The following is a 16,150-nucleotide window of genomic DNA, read 5'->3' as shown; positions in this document are numbered from 1 at the left end:
ATGAGACAAATCAAACTGAACGTCAGTTTTTTGGGAATGTGAAGAAAAAAACTAGAATCGTCATTCTCCTTACGGCTCTACTGGCACTTTATGGTGTGAAGTCCTTATTCACTTACCTAATCCCGGCCTCATATTTGGCCGACCCAATTGTCGCCGTTCTACCAGGTACCGTAGGCGTTTTGGTTTCTATAGTCTACGTCTTGGTCGCGGAACGACTTCTACAGGACAACGCCAAACGCTAGTCATACCATTTAGACAAAAAAACTCGACGCCGCAGCGCCGAGTTTTTGTCTTATTTCAATGCCGTCTCAAGCGCTTTGACGTTCTCGCGCATGAGATCGAAGTAACTCTTGTCCATCTGTTCTTTCGTGACCGATTCCAAGTTATAGATCGTCACCGTCTCCGCGCCGATCTCATTTTGAACGACCTGGGCCACTTTCGGGGTAACCGTGTCCTCGAAGGCGATGTATTTCAAATCATGAAGTTGAGCCTCTTCGATGACGCGCTTCAACGCCTGTTGTGACGGTTCTTCCGAAGGCGTGAGACCTGCGATTGGGAGTTGGTCGAATCCGTATCGCTCCGCTAGGTAGCCATAGGCGGCGTGCGTCACGAGCAGCTCTGACTTCGAACCGCCCTCGACTGCCGCTTTCAGCTCGGCGTCGAGCGTGTCGGCTTCTTCTTTGAAGACGCTCAAGCGATCCGCAAACTCATCTTTATAGTCAGGGGACTGTTCGCTGAAGGCCGCTTCGACCGCTTCGGCCATCGAGACGGCATTCATTGGATCGAGCCAGACGTGTGGGTCATACTGACCGTGGTTATGGCCGTCATCTTCACTATGACCGGCTTCTTCCTCAGCATGGTCATCGTCCTCATGTCCGTGCTCGTCTTCTTCACTATGCTCGTCCTCACCGTGAACGTGGACCGTGTCATCAGCCGATAAAAGGGTGATGTCTTCGGCTGTCTTCACGAATGTGACGTTCTCATTGGCCAAGCTCTTCTCCATCGACTCCACGTATGGCTCGAGGTCATGGCCGACAGTCAAGAACAAGTCCGCTTCAGCGATGTCTGTCATTTGTTTTGAGGTCGGCTCATATGTGTGCGGGTCGGCACCAGGTGGGATGACCATCTCGACGCGGACGCGGTCGCCGCCAATCTCCTCGGCGAATGATTTCAACGCGAACGTCGACGCATATACGGTCAACTGGTCGTTGGCTTCCTCTGTGGTACCGCCCTCTTCATTGCTTGCGCAACCACCTAATAAAAGTGTCCCGGCAGCGGCGACACCTAACAGTTTTTTGTTCATAACCCTCTCCACCTGTCCTCTCTATATAAAACCTTTAAATCGTAACCGTTACGTTCTGAGACTGCGTTTTATATTATAGGGGGCGAATGCGAACACGTCAAGTTCGACTTCAGATGGATGGTTTTTCGAGAAAAAGGGAATATGATTAAAAAAAGAACGAGGAGTGGATGTATATGAGAAAGGAGACCGCCTGGTTCGTCGGTGGTGCGGCGCTCGCGGCCGCCACCGCAGCCGGGGCAAGCGTATGGAACCAATACGGATCGCTCGTGCGTTGGCAAGAGCCCGAGTTGCCGGTGCGTCCCTCGACCCGTAAACGCCGGACTCACACGTACAAGATTGTCAATGACCGTCCGCTCCAATTTGATGTGTACTACCCGCCCGGCGAAGGACCGTTCCCGGTCGCAGTCTATGCACACGGCGGGGCATTCGTTCGAGGGAATCGAGGCATGGTGACGTTGTTCCATCCATTGCTCGATCACTTCCTCGCCAAAGGATTCGCAGTCATCAGCATCGATTATCGTCTGTTCGAGGACGGGGTCTATTTCCCGGACAACATCATCGACGTCTCCGATGCGCTTTGCTATCTCAAACAACACGACGGTCTGCTCAATCTTGACATCGACAAATTGATTGTCTGGGGCGACTCGGCAGGCGCGGCCCTTGTCCTTGCGACAGCACTCGACCGAAGCAAGCAGTTTATAGGAGAACTCGGCGATGACGTGCCGCCGGTGAAAGGTGTCATCGCCCTTTATCCGCCGACGAACTTCTTGTTGTTCAAGTTCATCCAGACGTGGCTCGCCCATTTGAAGTTTTACGAAGGTAGTCGTGAGGCGTGGCGCGAACTGATGGTGAAGTGTTCCCCGGTCACGCATCTTTATGACGACGCCCCGCCCATCCTCATCTTGCACGGAAAGAAAGACCCAATCGTCCCGTTCGGACAGGCGCTCCATTTCGTGGAACATGCGAGCGAAGTCGGTGCGAACGTGCAGCTGATTTCCTTCCCGAACGGTACGCATTCGTTAGCGAGCTTTCTCCAATCCGACAACCCGATCAAAGAAACGCAACTCATGGCCCGCATCGATCGTTTCATCGATGACGCGATGATGTGACGTTGCGCTTTTTTTCAAAGATGGTACGATGGGGTAGGATTTAGGAATCAAAAAGGAGTGACTCGCGTGACAGAACTTTGTTTGGTCCGACATGGTCAGACCGATTGGAATTTTCAAGAAATCATTCAGGGGCGGGAAGATATCCCGCTCAACGCACTCGGACATCGGCAGGCCGAAGAGAGTGCGGCCTTTTTAAGCCAAGAATCATGGGACGTGATCGTCGCGAGCCCACTTTCGCGAGCGATGGATACGGCCCGCTACATCGCAGAGGCGTGCGGCATTGACCCAGGCGTGATTATTCAGGACGAACGGTTCATCGAGCGTGAGTTCGGTCATGCGTCGGGAAAACCGGTGCCTGGCATTTACGAAGCTGTCCAAGCCGATGATCAAGACCGCGTCCCGGGTCTCGAGTCAGAAGATGAGATGCGGGCCCGGGTCTTGAGCGGCATGGAAGACATCGTCGAGGCACATGCCGGAAAACGTATCATCGTCGTCTGTCATTCACATGCAATTAAAGCCGCCTTATCGGCGATTGACGACACGTATACGTTCCGCCACGCCATGCGCAACGCCTGCTCGAACTATATCGAATATCAAGATGGTCAGTTCGTGGTCAAGGCGGTCAATGTCGCCGACCATATTACGAATGTGATCGTCGCGAAGTGAGGAGAAGCTCATGACGACATTGCTCTGGATTTTCATCATCGCATCATTTGTTGTCGCGTTCGCGGGTCTGATTTATCCGGTCATCCCGAGCGTCTTGTTCTTATTCATCGGTTATATGATTTACGGTTTTGGATTCTCGTTCGAGCCGCTCACATGGACGTTTTGGCTTTGGCAAACCGTATTTTTGATCTTCTTGTTCGTAGTCGACTATATCGTCACTCGGGCGACGGTTGATAAACGAGGCGGTTCCGAACGGGCGAAGTGGGGAGCGACGATCGGATTGATCGCAGGTCCGTTCATCTTCCCGCTCGTCGGCGTGCTCATCTTCCCGTTCATCTTCGCGTTTCTAGCGGAGCTCACGCTCGGTAAATCGACGCGTGAGGCGTGGAGTATCGGTGTCGGGACGGTACTTGCTTTCCTTGGAAGTACGATGCTCAAAGTCGTCGGAATGACGATGATGGTCATCTTGTTTTTCATCTACATTTGAGGCGGAGAAATTTCTTCGCCTTTTTGGGTTGAGATATTTGAAAAAACGGGGAAAGAAAAACAAGACCGTTCGACTTATTCGAACGATCCTGTCTTAACGAGCTGAGTGAAGGCGGAGCGGCTGAACGACTGCTGTTGCTCCATTTGTTTTTCGAAGAAGGACGGTTTGAGCTCGGCGTTCGCCACGCCTTCGGAAATCAACGAATCGAGTACTTGCTTCGTCGTGTCTTGTTTTGGCAACAACATGAGCCCTTCGGCGACGAACGTGTGATGGTCGCTTAGCGACCGTTCACTCGTGAACGTCAAGGCGAGGGCGGCCGGCCGGTTCGATGGAGACGTGATGACGGCTTCGGCGAGAAGCAGGATTCGCTTATTCAAATAGTGATGAAGCGTGACGGCGAATTCAGTCGGTACGAGCATCTCGAGGAGCCATTCGTTGTCGTGCTCTTTTGAGATGATCAACCCATCGAGCAGTTCGACGGGCAGGTTCAATTCGTTGCCGTACTCGTCTTGGACGAGGCGAACTTGGACTAGGCGGAACGTTTTCATCGTATCGATCCCTTCCACATTTTCTTTAACTCATCTTAACACAGTCTGATTCGAAGATTGTGTTACGATAGCGGGGAAGCGACGTAAAAAAAATAGAGGACAAGGAGGCATCAAGATGAGTTGGGTTGTTGGCATAATCGGGTATATCGCGATTCTAGCAATCGGTTATTATGGTGTCCTTTTCTTCAAAGTAAAGCAGGAGCGGAGTCGGGCCGGATATCGAATCTTCCTCTTGCTCGCGGGCTTGTTCTTCGTGAGCGGGAGTGACTATATCATCGCGTTGTTCCGAGGGGATACGGAAGCGACGTTTTGGCAACGGACCGTTTACTTCATATTGATTTTGATCTCTCTTTCGATCGCCCTTTACTTTCGGAGAAAAGAAGATAAAATCCATGCGAATGAGATGACGACGGCATAAAAACAAGAGGCTAACGGAAAAAAATCCGTAGCCTCTTGTTTTTATTTCGGAATCCGAGTTTGACGAATCATTTCGAGCTTCAAGTCCCAGAGCGGTTTACTGAATGTGACCGAGTACACTTCCGGCAAGCGGAGGCGTTTGTACTCTTCCCACAGACCGTTCATCTGCTCGTGATGATACGTGCGGATTTCTGTCGCGTTCGGTAACTCATATACGCGTTCGCCGTCTTGGAAAATCGGGACGAGCAAACGTTTGACGCTAAAGTTACGTGTCTTGATGCGGAACGCGGGGTCTCGCACGTCAATCAAGTCAATCTCGTTATACGACTCGACTGGTTCGTCGGCAAGGGCGATATAGTCACCTTTGAACTTCCCGGTCTCGTTATCGATGATGCGATACAATTCTTTCTTGTGCGGAGTCGTCGTTTTCACTTTCGAAGACGACACTTTGATGACCGGCTTCAGCTTCCCGTCGACGCCTTCGCGGGCGACGAGTTTGTACACCATACCGAGTGCAGGTTGCTCATAGGCCGTGATACCGCGCGTCCCGACGAGGAACGTATCGGCTTCAGCTCCTTGCATCCGCAAGTCTTGAATGACGTACTCATCGAGGTCGCCCGAGACGACGATTTTGACGTAATCGAGTCCGGCCGCGTTCAATGCTTTTCGGGCCCGTTTCGACAAGTAGGCCAAGTCACCCGAGTCGAGTCGGACCGACTTCAAGCGGTAGCCTTTCGCTTCAAGTTCTTTGGCGACCGTGATCGCGTTCGGGAGACCTGACTTGAGCGTATCGTACGTGTCGATCAACAGGCTCGTATTGTCCGGGTACATCGAGGCGAACGAGCGGAATGCCTCGAGTTCGTCATCGTGGAACTGGATATCGGCGTGCTCCATCGTTCCGCCGGTTGGGACGTCAAAATCACGTCCGGCCGAAACCAAGCTCGTGACGTCGAAACCGGCGATATAGGCGGCCCGTGTTCCATAGTACGCAGCATCGACGCCTTGGGCGCGACGAGCACCGCCTTCGAGTAGTGTCTCGTTCGGCGCAGCTTGGCGGATGCGCGCGTATTTCGTCGCGATGAGTGATTCGTGGTTGGCGATGTTCAAGAGCGCCGTCTGGAACAGCTTCGCCTCAAAGATCGTCGATTCGATGCGGACGACTTGTTCGTTCGGGAAGATGACTTCTCCTTCACGGACACTGTAGAGCGAGCCCGTGAACTTGAAGTTACGGAGTACATCCGCGAACTCGTCCTCGAAGTCGAGTTGCTGTTTCAAGTAGCGGATATCTTCTTCCGTGAATGAGACGTTCTCTAAATAATGCACGATATTTTGGAGGCCGGCGAAGACGACGTAACCTCCGCTGAACGGGTTCGAGCGATAATAGAGGTCGAACACGACTCGTTCGTTGTGACGGCCTTGTTTCCAATAGATATACATCCAACGTGGGAGGTATAGGTCGGTGTGAAGCGCTAAGTTGCGATGTAACATAATCGTTCCTTTCTGTTTTACGTCACTTCCCGGTCACAGTGGCCCCGAGTGTCGTGACAAAATGTTCGAGCGCCCAATCGTGGCCGACTGGGTTGAAGCTTTGGACGGCGTCGGCGTGGACGACGATTGTATAGCCGAGGTTGTAAGCGTCGACAGCGGTATGAAGCACACAAATGTCTGTGCACACACCGACGAGATGAATCTCTGTGATGGCCCGTTCGCGCAAGCGCAAGTCGAGGTCTGTGCCGGCAAAGGCGCTATAGCGTGTCTTATCGATCCAATGATCGGCCCGGCTTGCCGCGGTTTTGACGGCACCGTATAATTCACGGCCCTCTGTACCGCGAATGTTGTGGGGCGGGAAGAGCGTCGTCTCAGGATGATACGTGTCGCCGGCGTCGTGGACATCGTTCGCGATGACGACATAATTCTCGTCCGCAAACTCCTCGATCAACTGGACGATTCGTTCTTCTATGTCTTGCCCTGGTTTTCCACAAGTCAAACGACCCGTATCTGCGATAAAATCAAACGTGTAGTCGATCACAATCAATGCTCGCATGGCGAGATCTCCTCTCTCATGTGAAGAATAGTTGGCTATCCTTCTTATTCTAAATCATTTTGCGTGATGCGAAAAAGATTATTTTTGATCGGGGTCGGGTACTAGGTGTAAGAAGAACCGTTTGCGAAAGGGGAATCAGCACATGCTGCTGTCATCATCCGAACTGTCAGAGCAACTATCCCGCTTAAATGGCTGGGATGTTGTTGAAGGGGAATTACAAAAGACGTATCGGCTCGAGACGTTTCCAGAGGCGATTCAGTTCGTCCATCTCGTCGCTGATTTGGCGGAGGAGCTCAATCATCATCCGAACATCTTGATCGAGTATCGGAACGTCACATTGACCGTGTCCACGCATGACGAAGGTGGAATCACGGAGAAAGACATCATGCTCGCGAAAGGGTGTGAGAGGCTTGTCTAAACTGTTCATGACGTTTGCCTCAGGAACTGTCGCTGAACGATTGCGTCAACAACCCGGTATCCTTGTCGCCAACGGGACCGAGACGATTTTGCTCGCAGAAGGCGACAAGTCTCCCTTCCAAAGCGGGAAGACGTTTCAAATCGAAGAAGCGGAAGGACAATTCGCCTCGAAAGGGAATATTGTCTATGCGAACATTCCGGTCGATTCGAACGCCCGGTCGCTCTTGTTCCATCGCTTGTTGAAAGACAAATCACGTCTTGGGTCTGGCCATAGCGGTTTTGCCGCCTATCGGCTCGGTGTCGACCCGGACGATCACCACGGGATTATCTTCATCCAATTCACCGAGGGCGGAAATCGTTTCCGTGATTCGACCGACTATGTCTTGTTCCAAGAATGGCTGAAAGAAGCCGTCGAACAAAAAGGAGCCGGTCCAATCATAAAACACTATGTCGTCGATGAAGCGGATGATTTATAATAAATATAACGTCATGTTAGGGGAGGATTTTTTATGAACAAGAACTACTTCTGGATGGGAATGGCCGCAGGTGCCGTCATCGGAGCCGGGGCATCGCTTCTCCACAGAGAGACGCGCGAACAACAAGTCAGACAGCTCAAACATATGAAATCACGACTCAAGTCGAAGGATGCGTCAACACAAAGCCATTCGGTCGGCCTTCAAGCCTCATCGAAAGGGAGCTTGAAAGATCGCGTCATGGATTTGAAGGCGCTCTACGAAGAGAACCAAGACACGATTCAAAATCTCGTCGAAGATGTGAAAGACTTGGTCGACGCGCTCCAAGACGCTCGTCACAAAAATCAAATCTAATTCATATTCACGGTCCGGTGCTGTTGCGCCGGGCTGTTTTTTATGTTGTCTTCATCGCTGTCCCTATATGATAAATGTTTCACGAATACAAAAGCTCCTGAAAACAAATCGGTCACGTGACGAAACCCGTCTGCTTTTCAGGAGCACTTGTGATTACAAAAAGCGGGCGAACAGGCCGAACACGGCCAGTCCGACAATTACGTAAAAAATCCATTTGCCTTCACCCGTATGAATGATCGGCGGGGAATACTTGCGTGGCTTGTACTTCCCGTAACGGAGCGGACGCGAGTATGGGACCGCGAACCGGGCAAGCGGGACCGCAAGCAAGAACCCGGCAAGGAAGCCGTACACATGTCCCCAAAGTGATACGTTCGCCCCGATGAGCGTGAACACGGCGCTAATGGCGACGAAGATATAGACGAGTCGCGCGTCCTGGCTATAGATGAGCGTCCGGCGGAACCGACCGATGTACACATAGAAGCCAAGAATCGCTAAAATCGCACCTGAAGCACCGGCTTGCAGGTAGAACAGTTCACTCACCGTGAAGAACGTGAGCAAGTTGGCAAGCACACCGGCCACGATATAGAACACGGCGAACTTGATGTGACCGACCATGCGTTCCATGGCAGGTCCGAATATAATCAAAGCGAACGAGTTGAACAGCAAATGACCGAGCCCTAAATGGATGAAGTTGGCCGTCAAGAGACGGTACCATTCCCCTTGGGCGAGTGCGAGATGGAATGACCCGCCGAGTGCGACGATCCGGAGGTCGGGGACCAAAGAATCGATGACAAACACGAGCAGTTGGATTACAATGAACAGCGTTACGAGTGGATACGCCCGGACGAACGTTTGAACATTCTCAGTACGACTAAACATAACATCACCTCTTTCCTTAATTGTATAAGGAAACGAGTGAAAAAGGAAAGGAGCGAGTGTCCTGTGATTGTGGGAATCGGAATCGATATCGTCGAGCTCGAGCGGATTGCTCACTCGCTCAAAAATGACCGTTTCGTCGCACGTCTGTTGACCGAAGCCGAGCGGGCGCTTGCGGACGCCTATCCAGAACAACGGCGCATCGAATTCGTCGCCGGACGATTTGCGGCGAAAGAAGCGTATGCCAAAGCGGTCGGGACCGGGATTGCTCGGGGCCTGTCGTGGCAACAAATCGAAATTTTACCGGATGAGACCGGACGGCCGTATATGACGGCGCCGTACTCAGGCCGGATTCATATGAGTATCAGCCACAGCGAGCAATATGCCGTGGCACAAGTCATCATTGAAGAGGGGGATCACGATGTTTCGTCCAAGTTGGATTGAAATCGATCGGGCGGCGATCAAACATAACGTAATCGAAATCAAAAAACGGATCCCGCAAGCGCTCATGGCCGTCGTCAAAGCGAACGCTTACGGGCATGGTGCCGTCGAAGTGGCAAAGATTGCGCTTGATAACGGAGCGACGATGCTCGGCGTGGCCTTACTCGAGGAAGCCATCGAGCTCCGAGAGGCCGGGATTAAAGCGCCGATTCTCGTCATGGAGGCCCAGTTCCCAGAATATGCGGGCGTCGCAGCCGAACACGATGTGACGTTGTCCGTCTTTTCGGCCGACTGGTTGCGTGAGGCGCGCACACATCTTTCTGACCGTCCACTCACCGTTCATGTGAAAGTCGACACCGGAATGGGGCGCCTCGGTCTGCGGACCCGCGCCGAACTTGATGCCCTTTTAGAAGCGGCAGATAACCGTTTTATCGTCGAAGGGATCTATACGCACTTTGCGACAGCGGATGAGCCTGACAGTGAGCTTTACTATGAGCAGCAGGAGCGATTTGGTCAGTTGATGGATGGACTCCACTCGCGATTCCGCTACATTCATACGTCAAACTCGGCCGGAGCGATCCGCATGGTCGGACAAGACGTACCGTACAACGTGGTGCGGGTCGGAATTGCGATTTATGGGCTCTACCCGTCAGCTGAAATGGCTTCCTTCTATTCATTTTTACGTCCGGTTTTCACGTTGAAGAGCAAGCTCATGCAAGTGAAGCAACTCGAAGCTGGACAGACGATCAGCTACGGGGCGACGTATACGACGACTGAAGATGAGTGGATCGGTACCGTGCCGGTCGGATATGCCGACGGCTGGATTCGTAAAGCGAGCGGCTTCGAAGTAGACGTCAATGGAGAGCGCTGCCCCATTATCGGTCGTGTCTGCATGGATCGCTTCATGGTGAGGCTTCCTAAAGAGCTGCCGGTCGGAACTGTGGTCACGCTCATCGGCGGACCAGTCGCGATTGACGAACTGGCCACGCATCTCGAGACAATCAACTATGAGGTCGTCTGTCAATTAACGAATCGCCTCCCGCGACGTTATGTGTAAAGCGGAAAACGTGTGAAATTATCTGAATTCTTTCGGGAATTCTCTATATTTTCCCAAACTCGCGTGTTATATTGGTAAAGAACGCGGGAATATTTCCGCCAGTCATTGAAACGATTCTGGAGGTGTAAGATGTTAAAACAGCGAACTGCGGGTGCTTTAGCGTCCGTTCCAGATCGGTTCTCGCAGCATGGGGGTCCGATTTCGATGAAAGACCGTGAATCATTGTCATTGAACGATGTAGTGACGTACTTGTCCAAAGAAATTGCTGATCGACAACAAACACTGCGCGAAGAATTGGCGAGAGGCTATCAAGAGATGGCCGCGTTTAATTTGAATATGGCAGAAGAGATGCTGATGATTGAGACGGAAGCCGAACATGCTCTCTTACGTCAAGTAAGCGGGGTGTGAGCGGAGTGATCGTAAAGCGTGGTGACGTGTTTTATGCGAATCTGTCGCCCGTAGTCGGTTCAGAGCAAGGTGGAGTTCGTCCGGTTCTCGTCATTCAAAACGATATCGGCAATCGCTTTAGCCCGACCGTCATTGTCGCTGCGATTACGGCTCAGATCCAGAAAGCAAAACTGCCGACTCATGTAGAGGTATATCAAGTCAAACATGGTCTCGAACGAGATTCCGTGATTTTACTTGAACAGATTCGAACGATTGATAAGCGTCGTCTGACGGATAAAGTCACTCATCTTGATGATGAGACGATGCACAAAGTTGACCGAGCGCTAGAGATTAGTCTGGGATTAATCCCTCTCTAGCTTACATATTAAAGAAACCGATACATGGGTATCGGTTTTTTTTCAAAAAAATCTTTAAAAAATAGTTTAGAATTCTGTGAAACGGGAATTTAGTTTAATCGTACTCAATTTTTCTGTACGCACATTAGGAGGGAATATACGATGGATTTAGCGATTCGCGAGCAAGTCATTGGAGAACAATTACACCTTTACGTATCCGGAGAAGTGGATACATATACCGCACCAAAATTGAAGGAAGTCTTGCACCCGGCAATCACGGACCAAGACGTCACCGTTCATTTGGATGAAGTGGACTATATGGATTCAACTGGTCTCGGCGTATTTGTCGGTGCCCTTAAAATAGCCAAACGTAATGAGAAAGAGTTGTCGCTCGTCGGCGTCACCGACCGCGTCAATCGTCTCTTTGAATTGACAGGACTGCACAAGTTGCTTTCGATCAATACAAACGTAAGAGGTGGCACGCAATGAGTAACATCGAACAGACGGTGATGACGTTCCCGGCCAAACCGGAGTATGTCGGTGTGGTCCGTTTAGTCGTCTCAGGAATCGCTAACCGTATGGGATATACGTACGACGAGATCGAAGATATTAAAATCGCGGTCTCGGAAGCCTGTGGCAATGCTGTTCAACATGCTTATGAAGACCAAGAAGGTGAAGTGAAACTCACGTGTGGCGTCCATCAAGATCGTCTCGAAATGACAATCGAGGACTCGGGCAAAACGTTTGCCGACGACGTGAAACGCCAAGCGGCGCCAGTCGAAGAGACGGCTGAAATTGAATCGCTTCACGAAGGAGGACTCGGTCTTTTCCTCATTGAAGCCTTAATGGATGACGTCTCGATCAACAAGGACAATGGTGTCAAGGTGACGATGACGAAACTCCTTAACAGGGACGAGGTGGATCAGAGTGCCAGCAAAATCTCAACAACGCCATCACAGTGATGATGAAGTATTAGAGTGGATTGAGCGTTATCAACAGGACGATCAAAATGAAGAAGTCCAGATGCTCCTCATTAACCGATACTCGGACCTCGTTGAGGCACTTGCACGAAAGTTTTCACGCGGCCGGGCTATCCACGATGACCTCGTTCAAGTCGGGATGATCGGACTTCTCGCTGCCCTTCGTCGTTTCGACCCTGAGTTCGGTCGTAGTTTCGAGTCGTTTGCCGTTCCGACGATTATCGGTGAAATCAAGCGTTTCATCCGTGACAAGACGTGGAGCGTCCACGTTCCGCGCCGGATTAAAGAGCTTGGACCGAAAATCAAGAAGACGGTCGAAGAATTGACGACCGAGTTGCAACGTTCACCGCGCATCGATGAGATCGCCGATCACCTCGGCGTTTCCGATGAAGAGATTCTCGAGACACTCGAGATGGGCAAGAGCTACCAAGCCCTTTCCGTCGACAGCTCAATCGAAGCGGACAACGAAGGTTCGACCGTCACGCTCCTCGACCTTGTCGGAAGCCAAGAACGTGGCTACGAATCGGTCGACCAGCGCCTCATCCTTGAAAAAGCGTTCAGTGTGCTGAACGAACGGGAACAGGCGATTTTAGAATGTGCTTATTATAAAAACATGAGCCAAAAAGAGACGGGTGAACTCCTCGGGATTTCGCAGATGCACGTATCGCGCTTGCAGCGACGAGCGCTTGAGAAGTTACGTGAAGCCATCAAAGTCCCGCTCAACGAAGTATTTTCAAACGATGACTAAATGGTCATCGTTTTTTTGTCGTCTAGGCGTGAGTTTGCTACACTTCTAGAGAGAAGAGAAAAGGAAGTGATTCGATTGATTACGAAAGTCGCAAAAGAGTTGAAGTTGAAGACGAGTCAAGTCGAGACGGTGCAACAACTTGCCGCGGACGGAGCGACGATTCCGTTCATGGCCCGGTACCGTAAAGAAATGACCGGTAATCTCGATGAAGTCGAAATCAAAGCGATTCTCGACGCCTTACAATATGAAGAGAGTTTGCACAAGCGTAAGACGGACGTCCTCGCCAAACTTGAAGAACTCGAGAAGGCGACGCCGGAATTGACACGGGCGCTTGAAGCGGCGACGAGCCTGCAACAAGTCGATGATATTTATCTCCCTTATCGTCCGAAGCGACGGACGAAAGCCGAACAAGGGCGGGAGAAAGGACTACAAGCCCTCGCTGACTGGTATCGTCAACCGACACCCTATTCGCTGAGAGAAGCGCAGTCGTTAGCGGGTGACCTTTCGCTTGAAGAAGCACTTCCGTTCATCCAATCAATCATTGGGGAGGAGTGGGGCGAAGTGGCGACGCTTCGACAATCACTTCGAACACGAGTCCGGAAAGAGGCGCTCCTTCGTTCGCAGAAGAAAAAACAAGCGGAAGACGAGAAAAAAGTGTTCGCCCAGTATTATGAATATGAAGAAAAAATCGCAGGAATCGTCCCGCACCGGATTCTCGCTTTGAACCGGGGAGAGCGCACGGACGTGTTGCAAGTGAAGATTGTCTTCGACGAAGCCGGCTTCATGCGACAAGCGCTCGGCAAGTTTGACCGTTTGCCGACAGAGAAACGCGAACTCGTCACGCTCGCCGTGAAGGACGCGTTCAAGAAGTCAGTATTTCCGGCCATCGAACGTGAGATTCGTAGCGAATTGACTGAGACGGCCGAAGAACAGGCAATCGACGTGTTCTCGAAAAACTTGAAGCAACTCTACATGCAACCGCCGCTTCGTGAGGTCGTCGTCCTCGGGATTGACCCGGCCTATCGCACAGGATGTAAATGGGCCGTCGTCAATGAAATCGGGAAAGTCGAAGAAGTCGGTGTCTTCTATCCGACGGCACCGAAACACGATGTCGCCGGATCGGAAAAAGTGTTAGCGTCGCTCGTGAAACGTTATCCGATCTCGGTCATTGTCATCGGGAACGGGACCGCATCCCGTGAAACGGAGCAATTCGTATCGAACTGGCTGAAGAAAGCTGAACGCGAGATTGCTTACGCCATTGTCAATGAGGCGGGGGCGAGTGTCTATTCGGCGTCAGAGATTGCACGGTCTGAGTTCCCGGAATTGAAAGTAGAAGAACGCTCGGCTGTCTCGATCGCCCGACGTATCCAAGACGCGATGGCTGAACTCGTCAAAGTCGACCCGCAATCGGTGGGGGTTGGACAGTATCAGCACGATGTGAGCCAGAACAAGTTAAAGGGTTCACTCGAGTTTGTCGTCGAGAGTGTCGTCAACATGGTCGGTGTCGATGTGAACAGGGCTTCGGAGTCACTGCTCACATATGTATCTGGGTTGAATAAGACGATGGCTAAAAATATTGTCGCGTATCGGGATGAGTTCGGCCGCTTTGATACACGCAAAGAAATCAAGAAAGTACCGCGTCTTGGAGCGAAGGCGTATGAACAAGCAGCTGGCTTTTTAAGAATTACGAACGGAAGCGATGTACTCGATCAAACGGAGATTCATCCGGAGAGCTATAAGTTGACGCTCTCTCTATTGAAGGAACTCGGTGTTTCGAAGCAAGCGGTCGGTACGGCTGAACTGCGAGATCGATTGAAGACGGCTGACGCCAAAGTGCTGAGTGAGAAGCTAGATGCCGGATTGCCGACGGTTGAAGATATCTTGAAGTCGCTCGCGAAACCAGGACGTGATCCACGCGAAGACATTCAGAAGCCGTTACTTCGGACAGACGTTATGAACTTGGAAGATCTACAGGTCGGTATGGAGTTCCAAGGAACAGTGCGAAACGTGATCGACTTCGGGGCGTTCATCGATATCGGGGTGAAGCAAGACGGACTCGTCCACATTTCGAAGTTGTCGAATCGCTACGTTAAGCATCCGCTCGACGTTGTCGCGGTCGGTGACATCGTCACCGTATGGATCGAACAAGTTGACGCCAATCGTGGACGAATCAGTCTCACGATGCTTGAGCCACGCAATTAAATAAGAGAGAACTAGCATCGAGCGAAATGTTTTTCATTTTGCTCGATTTTTTTACGAAAAAGTGTTGACGGTCTTTTCTGCCCGTGCTATCTTATAGAAGTCGCCGAGAGACGGCATGGAATATTAAAGCTTTTCTAAAAAAGTGATTGACAGGTTTCTGGTTTGCGGTTACAATTTAAATCGTTACTTCGATAAATTCAAGCAACGTTCCGCAATAGCTCAGTGGTAGAGCAACCGGCTGTTAACCGGTAGGTCGTAGGTTCAAATCCTACTTGCGGAGCCATTTTATTTTGGAGACGTACCCAAGAGGCTATAAGGGGCTCCCCTGCTAAGGGAGTAGGCTGGGAAACCGGTGCGAGGGTTCGAATCCCTCCGTCTCCGCCACTTATTTTTAGAAAACACATACATCTGGCCCGTTGGTCAAGCGGTTAAGACACCGCCCTTTCACGGCGGTAACACGGGTTCGAATCCCGTACGGGTCACCATCATACGGAGGATTAGCTCAGCTGGGAGAGCACCTGCCTTACAAGCAGGGGGTCGGCGGTTCGATCCCGTCATCCTCCACCATTTCAAATTTAAGCACGTATAACGGTCTTGTGGTGTAGGGGTTAACATGCCTGCCTGTCACGCAGGAGATCGCGGGTTCAAATCCCGTCAAGACCGCCATTTACGTTGGGCCGTAGCCAAGTGGTAAGGCATCGGATTTTGATTCCGACATGCGAAGGTTCGATCCCTTCCGGCCCAGCTTATATTTGAGTCATTAGCTCAGTTGGTAGAGCATCTGACTTTTAATCAGAGGGTCGCAGGTTCGAGCCCTGCATGACTCACCATTTTTTATCCCTCGTAACACCTTAATACGCTGCGGTCGTGGCGGAATCGGTAGACGCGCTAGGTTGAGGGCCTAGTGGTGGTTAACACCGTGGAGGTTCAAGTCCTCTCGACCGCACCAATATGCACCCTTAGCTCAGCTGGATAGAGCGTTAGACTACGAATCTAAAGGCCGGGAGTTCGAATCTCTCAGGGTGCACCATTTTTATTATGGGCCTATAGCTCAGCCGGTTAGAGCGCACGCCTGATAAGCGTGAGGTCGGTGGTTCGAGTCCACTTAGGCCCACCATTTTAACTGACGAACTTTGAAAACTGAACGATGAGGCAAAAATGTTTTACAATTTTTGAATGAAGCGCAAGCTTCGTCATTTTTAAAGAGCTATATCAAATTCTTTGGAGAGTTTGATCCTGGCTCAGGACGAACGCTGGCGGCGTGCCTAATACATGCAAGTCGAGC

General features: G+C 51.3%; 20 protein-coding genes, 10 tRNA genes and 1 rRNA gene. 26 read left to right on the top strand and 5 right to left on the bottom strand.

The genetic code is table 11. The annotated features are described in order from the left end of the window. Nucleotides 1-292 precede the first annotated feature (292 nt). The gene (locus KNP64_RS08835) at nucleotides 293-1,303 is read right to left on the bottom strand and encodes a metal ABC transporter solute-binding protein, Zn/Mn family (RefSeq protein ID WP_214793026.1); all 1,011 of its coding nucleotides are present in this window, start codon (nucleotides 1,301-1,303) and stop codon (nucleotides 293-295) included. Between the two features lie 173 nt (nucleotides 1,304-1,476). Here KNP64_RS08835 and KNP64_RS08830 point away from each other — a divergent pair, with 173 nt between their 5' ends. The 3 genes from KNP64_RS08830 (at nucleotide 1,477) to KNP64_RS08820 (ending at nucleotide 3,565) form a co-directional block, all read left to right on the top strand. After that, nucleotides 1,477-2,412 carry an alpha/beta hydrolase gene (locus KNP64_RS08830; protein WP_214793029.1) on the top strand — a complete coding sequence of 312 codons (936 nt, stop codon included), beginning with the start codon at nucleotides 1,477-1,479 and terminating at the stop codon, nucleotides 2,410-2,412. Nucleotides 2,413-2,478: 66 nt separating this feature from the next. Further along, a complete protein-coding gene (locus tag KNP64_RS08825) occupies nucleotides 2,479-3,078 on the top strand; it encodes a histidine phosphatase family protein (RefSeq protein WP_138860038.1) in 600 nt (199 codons plus the stop codon). Nucleotides 3,079-3,088: 10 nt separating this feature from the next. Further along, nucleotides 3,089-3,565 carry a DUF456 domain-containing protein gene (locus tag KNP64_RS08820; RefSeq protein WP_034780856.1) on the top strand — a complete coding sequence of 159 codons (477 nt, stop codon included), beginning with the start codon at nucleotides 3,089-3,091 and terminating at the stop codon, nucleotides 3,563-3,565. A gap of 74 nt (nucleotides 3,566-3,639) precedes the next feature. Here the strand turns inward: KNP64_RS08820 and KNP64_RS08815 are convergent, their stop codons facing one another. Next, entirely contained in the window at nucleotides 3,640-4,113 is a 474-nt protein-coding gene (locus tag KNP64_RS08815; protein ID WP_034780942.1) for a YwpF family protein, read from the bottom strand. 115 nt (nucleotides 4,114-4,228) lie between these two features. Between KNP64_RS08815 and KNP64_RS08810 the strand changes: the two genes are divergently transcribed. Then, on the top strand, nucleotides 4,229-4,531 hold the full coding sequence (locus KNP64_RS08810; RefSeq protein WP_034780857.1) for a hypothetical protein: 303 nt from the start codon (nucleotides 4,229-4,231) through the stop codon (nucleotides 4,529-4,531). Between the two features lie 41 nt (nucleotides 4,532-4,572). Here the strand turns inward: KNP64_RS08810 and KNP64_RS08805 are convergent, their stop codons facing one another. Further along, nucleotides 4,573-6,018, bottom strand: coding sequence for a nicotinate phosphoribosyltransferase (locus tag KNP64_RS08805; RefSeq protein WP_214793032.1), 1,446 nt, complete (start codon nucleotides 6,016-6,018; stop codon nucleotides 4,573-4,575). A 22-nt stretch (nucleotides 6,019-6,040) separates the two neighbouring features. Beyond that, nucleotides 6,041-6,574 carry a cysteine hydrolase family protein gene (locus tag KNP64_RS08800; protein ID WP_214710649.1) on the bottom strand — a complete coding sequence of 178 codons (534 nt, stop codon included), beginning with the start codon at nucleotides 6,572-6,574 and terminating at the stop codon, nucleotides 6,041-6,043. Between the two features lie 142 nt (nucleotides 6,575-6,716). Here KNP64_RS08800 and KNP64_RS08795 point away from each other — a divergent pair, with 142 nt between their 5' ends. The 3 genes from KNP64_RS08795 to KNP64_RS08785 are packed head-to-tail and all read left to right on the top strand — an operon-like array spanning nucleotide 6,717 to nucleotide 7,818. Beyond that, nucleotides 6,717-6,992 carry a 4a-hydroxytetrahydrobiopterin dehydratase gene (locus KNP64_RS08795; protein ID WP_214709347.1) on the top strand — a complete coding sequence of 92 codons (276 nt, stop codon included), beginning with the start codon at nucleotides 6,717-6,719 and terminating at the stop codon, nucleotides 6,990-6,992. Continuing rightward, nucleotides 6,985-7,467, top strand: a complete 483-nt coding sequence (locus KNP64_RS08790) for a hypothetical protein (RefSeq protein ID WP_235420248.1) — start codon at nucleotides 6,985-6,987, stop codon at nucleotides 7,465-7,467. Before KNP64_RS08795 ends, KNP64_RS08790 begins: the two co-directional genes overlap by 8 nt. 33 nt (nucleotides 7,468-7,500) lie before the next feature. Then, the gene (locus tag KNP64_RS08785) at nucleotides 7,501-7,818 is read left to right on the top strand and encodes a hypothetical protein (RefSeq protein ID WP_214709349.1); all 318 of its coding nucleotides are present in this window, start codon (nucleotides 7,501-7,503) and stop codon (nucleotides 7,816-7,818) included. Between the two features lie 153 nt (nucleotides 7,819-7,971). On the opposite strand, the gene KNP64_RS08780 is transcribed toward KNP64_RS08785, so the two are convergent. Beyond that, complete coding sequence (locus KNP64_RS08780) at nucleotides 7,972-8,697, bottom strand: rhomboid family intramembrane serine protease (protein WP_214793035.1); 726 nt, start codon at nucleotides 8,695-8,697, stop codon at nucleotides 7,972-7,974. A gap of 63 nt (nucleotides 8,698-8,760) precedes the next feature. On the opposite strand from KNP64_RS08780, the gene acpS reads away from it, so the two are divergent. The 19 genes from acpS to KNP64_RS08685 all read left to right on the top strand — a co-directional run. Further along, nucleotides 8,761-9,138, top strand: a complete 378-nt coding sequence (gene acpS, locus KNP64_RS08775; RefSeq protein WP_214709353.1) for a holo-ACP synthase — start codon at nucleotides 8,761-8,763, stop codon at nucleotides 9,136-9,138. Continuing rightward, nucleotides 9,116-10,192, top strand: coding sequence for an alanine racemase (gene alr / locus KNP64_RS08770; RefSeq protein WP_214793038.1), 1,077 nt, complete (start codon nucleotides 9,116-9,118; stop codon nucleotides 10,190-10,192). The genes acpS and alr overlap by 23 nt, the downstream gene beginning before the upstream one ends. Nucleotides 10,193-10,321: 129 nt before the next feature. After that, nucleotides 10,322-10,600 (top strand): hypothetical protein, encoded by a 279-nt coding sequence (locus tag KNP64_RS08765; RefSeq protein WP_034780874.1) that lies wholly within the window; start codon nucleotides 10,322-10,324, stop codon nucleotides 10,598-10,600. 5 nt (nucleotides 10,601-10,605) lie between these two features. Then, nucleotides 10,606-10,956: a type II toxin-antitoxin system PemK/MazF family toxin gene (locus KNP64_RS08760; protein ID WP_029596222.1), complete on the top strand. Its 351-nt coding sequence runs from the start codon at nucleotides 10,606-10,608 to the stop codon at nucleotides 10,954-10,956. A 141-nt stretch (nucleotides 10,957-11,097) separates the two neighbouring features. Continuing rightward, complete coding sequence (locus KNP64_RS08755) at nucleotides 11,098-11,424, top strand: STAS domain-containing protein (RefSeq protein WP_128123185.1); 327 nt, start codon at nucleotides 11,098-11,100, stop codon at nucleotides 11,422-11,424. Beyond that, on the top strand, nucleotides 11,421-11,897 hold the full coding sequence (rsbW, locus tag KNP64_RS08750) for an anti-sigma B factor RsbW (RefSeq protein WP_021068184.1): 477 nt from the start codon (nucleotides 11,421-11,423) through the stop codon (nucleotides 11,895-11,897). Before KNP64_RS08755 ends, rsbW begins: the two co-directional genes overlap by 4 nt. Further along, nucleotides 11,863-12,663, top strand: coding sequence for an RNA polymerase sigma factor SigB (sigB, locus tag KNP64_RS08745; protein WP_021068185.1), 801 nt, complete (start codon nucleotides 11,863-11,865; stop codon nucleotides 12,661-12,663). Before rsbW ends, sigB begins: the two co-directional genes overlap by 35 nt. Before the next feature lie 66 nt (nucleotides 12,664-12,729). Next, nucleotides 12,730-14,865, top strand: a complete 2,136-nt coding sequence (locus KNP64_RS08740) for a Tex family protein (RefSeq protein ID WP_371815324.1) — start codon at nucleotides 12,730-12,732, stop codon at nucleotides 14,863-14,865. 208 nt (nucleotides 14,866-15,073) lie between these two features. Continuing rightward, a tRNA-Asn gene (locus KNP64_RS08735) sits at nucleotides 15,074-15,148 on the top strand. A 9-nt stretch (nucleotides 15,149-15,157) separates the two neighbouring features. Beyond that, nucleotides 15,158-15,249, top strand: a tRNA-Ser gene (locus KNP64_RS08730). 26 nt (nucleotides 15,250-15,275) lie between these two features. Next, a tRNA-Glu gene (locus tag KNP64_RS08725) sits at nucleotides 15,276-15,350 on the top strand. A gap of 6 nt (nucleotides 15,351-15,356) precedes the next feature. Then, nucleotides 15,357-15,432 (top strand) — tRNA-Val (locus KNP64_RS08720). A 23-nt stretch (nucleotides 15,433-15,455) separates the two neighbouring features. Further along, nucleotides 15,456-15,531: transfer RNA gene (locus KNP64_RS08715), tRNA-Asp, on the top strand. Between the two features lie 7 nt (nucleotides 15,532-15,538). Beyond that, a tRNA-Gln gene (locus KNP64_RS08710) sits at nucleotides 15,539-15,610 on the top strand. 9 nt (nucleotides 15,611-15,619) lie between these two features. Then, a tRNA-Lys gene (locus tag KNP64_RS08705) sits at nucleotides 15,620-15,695 on the top strand. A gap of 31 nt (nucleotides 15,696-15,726) precedes the next feature. After that, nucleotides 15,727-15,814 (top strand) — tRNA-Leu (locus tag KNP64_RS08700). A gap of 4 nt (nucleotides 15,815-15,818) precedes the next feature. Beyond that, nucleotides 15,819-15,895 (top strand) — tRNA-Arg (locus KNP64_RS08695). A 10-nt stretch (nucleotides 15,896-15,905) separates the two neighbouring features. Beyond that, nucleotides 15,906-15,982: transfer RNA gene (locus KNP64_RS08690), tRNA-Ile, on the top strand. Nucleotides 15,983-16,083: 101 nt separating this feature from the next. After that, nucleotides 16,084-16,150: ribosomal RNA gene (locus KNP64_RS08685) — 16S ribosomal RNA — on the top strand; the annotation flags it as partial.

The sequence above is a fragment of the Exiguobacterium sp. s64 genome (assembly GCF_018618035.1).
In the GTDB taxonomy this organism is placed as follows: domain Bacteria; phylum Bacillota; class Bacilli; order Exiguobacteriales; family Exiguobacteriaceae; genus Exiguobacterium; species Exiguobacterium mexicanum_A.
The sequence above is the reverse complement of the archived record's forward strand: the minus strand, read 5'-3'. Positions and strand labels throughout refer to the sequence as shown.

What these genes read in the sequence shown, in the direction of transcription:
- KNP64_RS08815 (WP_034780942.1), bottom strand. Translation starts at nt 4,113, where the DNA reads ATGAAAACGTTCCGCCTAGTCCAAGTTCGCCTCGTCCAAGACGAGTAC.
- KNP64_RS08795 (WP_214709347.1), top strand. Translation starts at nt 6,717, where the DNA reads ATGCTGCTGTCATCATCCGAACTGTCAGAGCAACTATCCCGCTTAAAT.
- KNP64_RS08785 (WP_214709349.1), top strand. Translation starts at nt 7,501, where the DNA reads ATGAACAAGAACTACTTCTGGATGGGAATGGCCGCAGGTGCCGTCATC.
- KNP64_RS08820 (WP_034780856.1), top strand. Translation starts at nt 3,089, where the DNA reads ATGACGACATTGCTCTGGATTTTCATCATCGCATCATTTGTTGTCGCG.
- alr (WP_214793038.1), top strand. Translation starts at nt 9,116, where the DNA reads ATGTTTCGTCCAAGTTGGATTGAAATCGATCGGGCGGCGATCAAACAT.
- KNP64_RS08800 (WP_214710649.1), bottom strand. Translation starts at nt 6,574, where the DNA reads ATGCGAGCATTGATTGTGATCGACTACACGTTTGATTTTATCGCAGAT.
- KNP64_RS08755 (WP_128123185.1), top strand. Translation starts at nt 11,098, where the DNA reads ATGGATTTAGCGATTCGCGAGCAAGTCATTGGAGAACAATTACACCTT.
- KNP64_RS08810 (WP_034780857.1), top strand. Translation starts at nt 4,229, where the DNA reads ATGAGTTGGGTTGTTGGCATAATCGGGTATATCGCGATTCTAGCAATC.
- KNP64_RS08805 (WP_214793032.1), bottom strand. Translation starts at nt 6,018, where the DNA reads ATGTTACATCGCAACTTAGCGCTTCACACCGACCTATACCTCCCACGT.
- KNP64_RS08765 (WP_034780874.1), top strand. Translation starts at nt 10,322, where the DNA reads ATGTTAAAACAGCGAACTGCGGGTGCTTTAGCGTCCGTTCCAGATCGG.
- KNP64_RS08780 (WP_214793035.1), bottom strand. Translation starts at nt 8,697, where the DNA reads ATGTTTAGTCGTACTGAGAATGTTCAAACGTTCGTCCGGGCGTATCCA.
- KNP64_RS08830 (WP_214793029.1), top strand. Translation starts at nt 1,477, where the DNA reads ATGAGAAAGGAGACCGCCTGGTTCGTCGGTGGTGCGGCGCTCGCGGCC.
- KNP64_RS08835 (WP_214793026.1), bottom strand. Translation starts at nt 1,303, where the DNA reads ATGAACAAAAAACTGTTAGGTGTCGCCGCTGCCGGGACACTTTTATTA.
- rsbW (WP_021068184.1), top strand. Translation starts at nt 11,421, where the DNA reads ATGAGTAACATCGAACAGACGGTGATGACGTTCCCGGCCAAACCGGAG.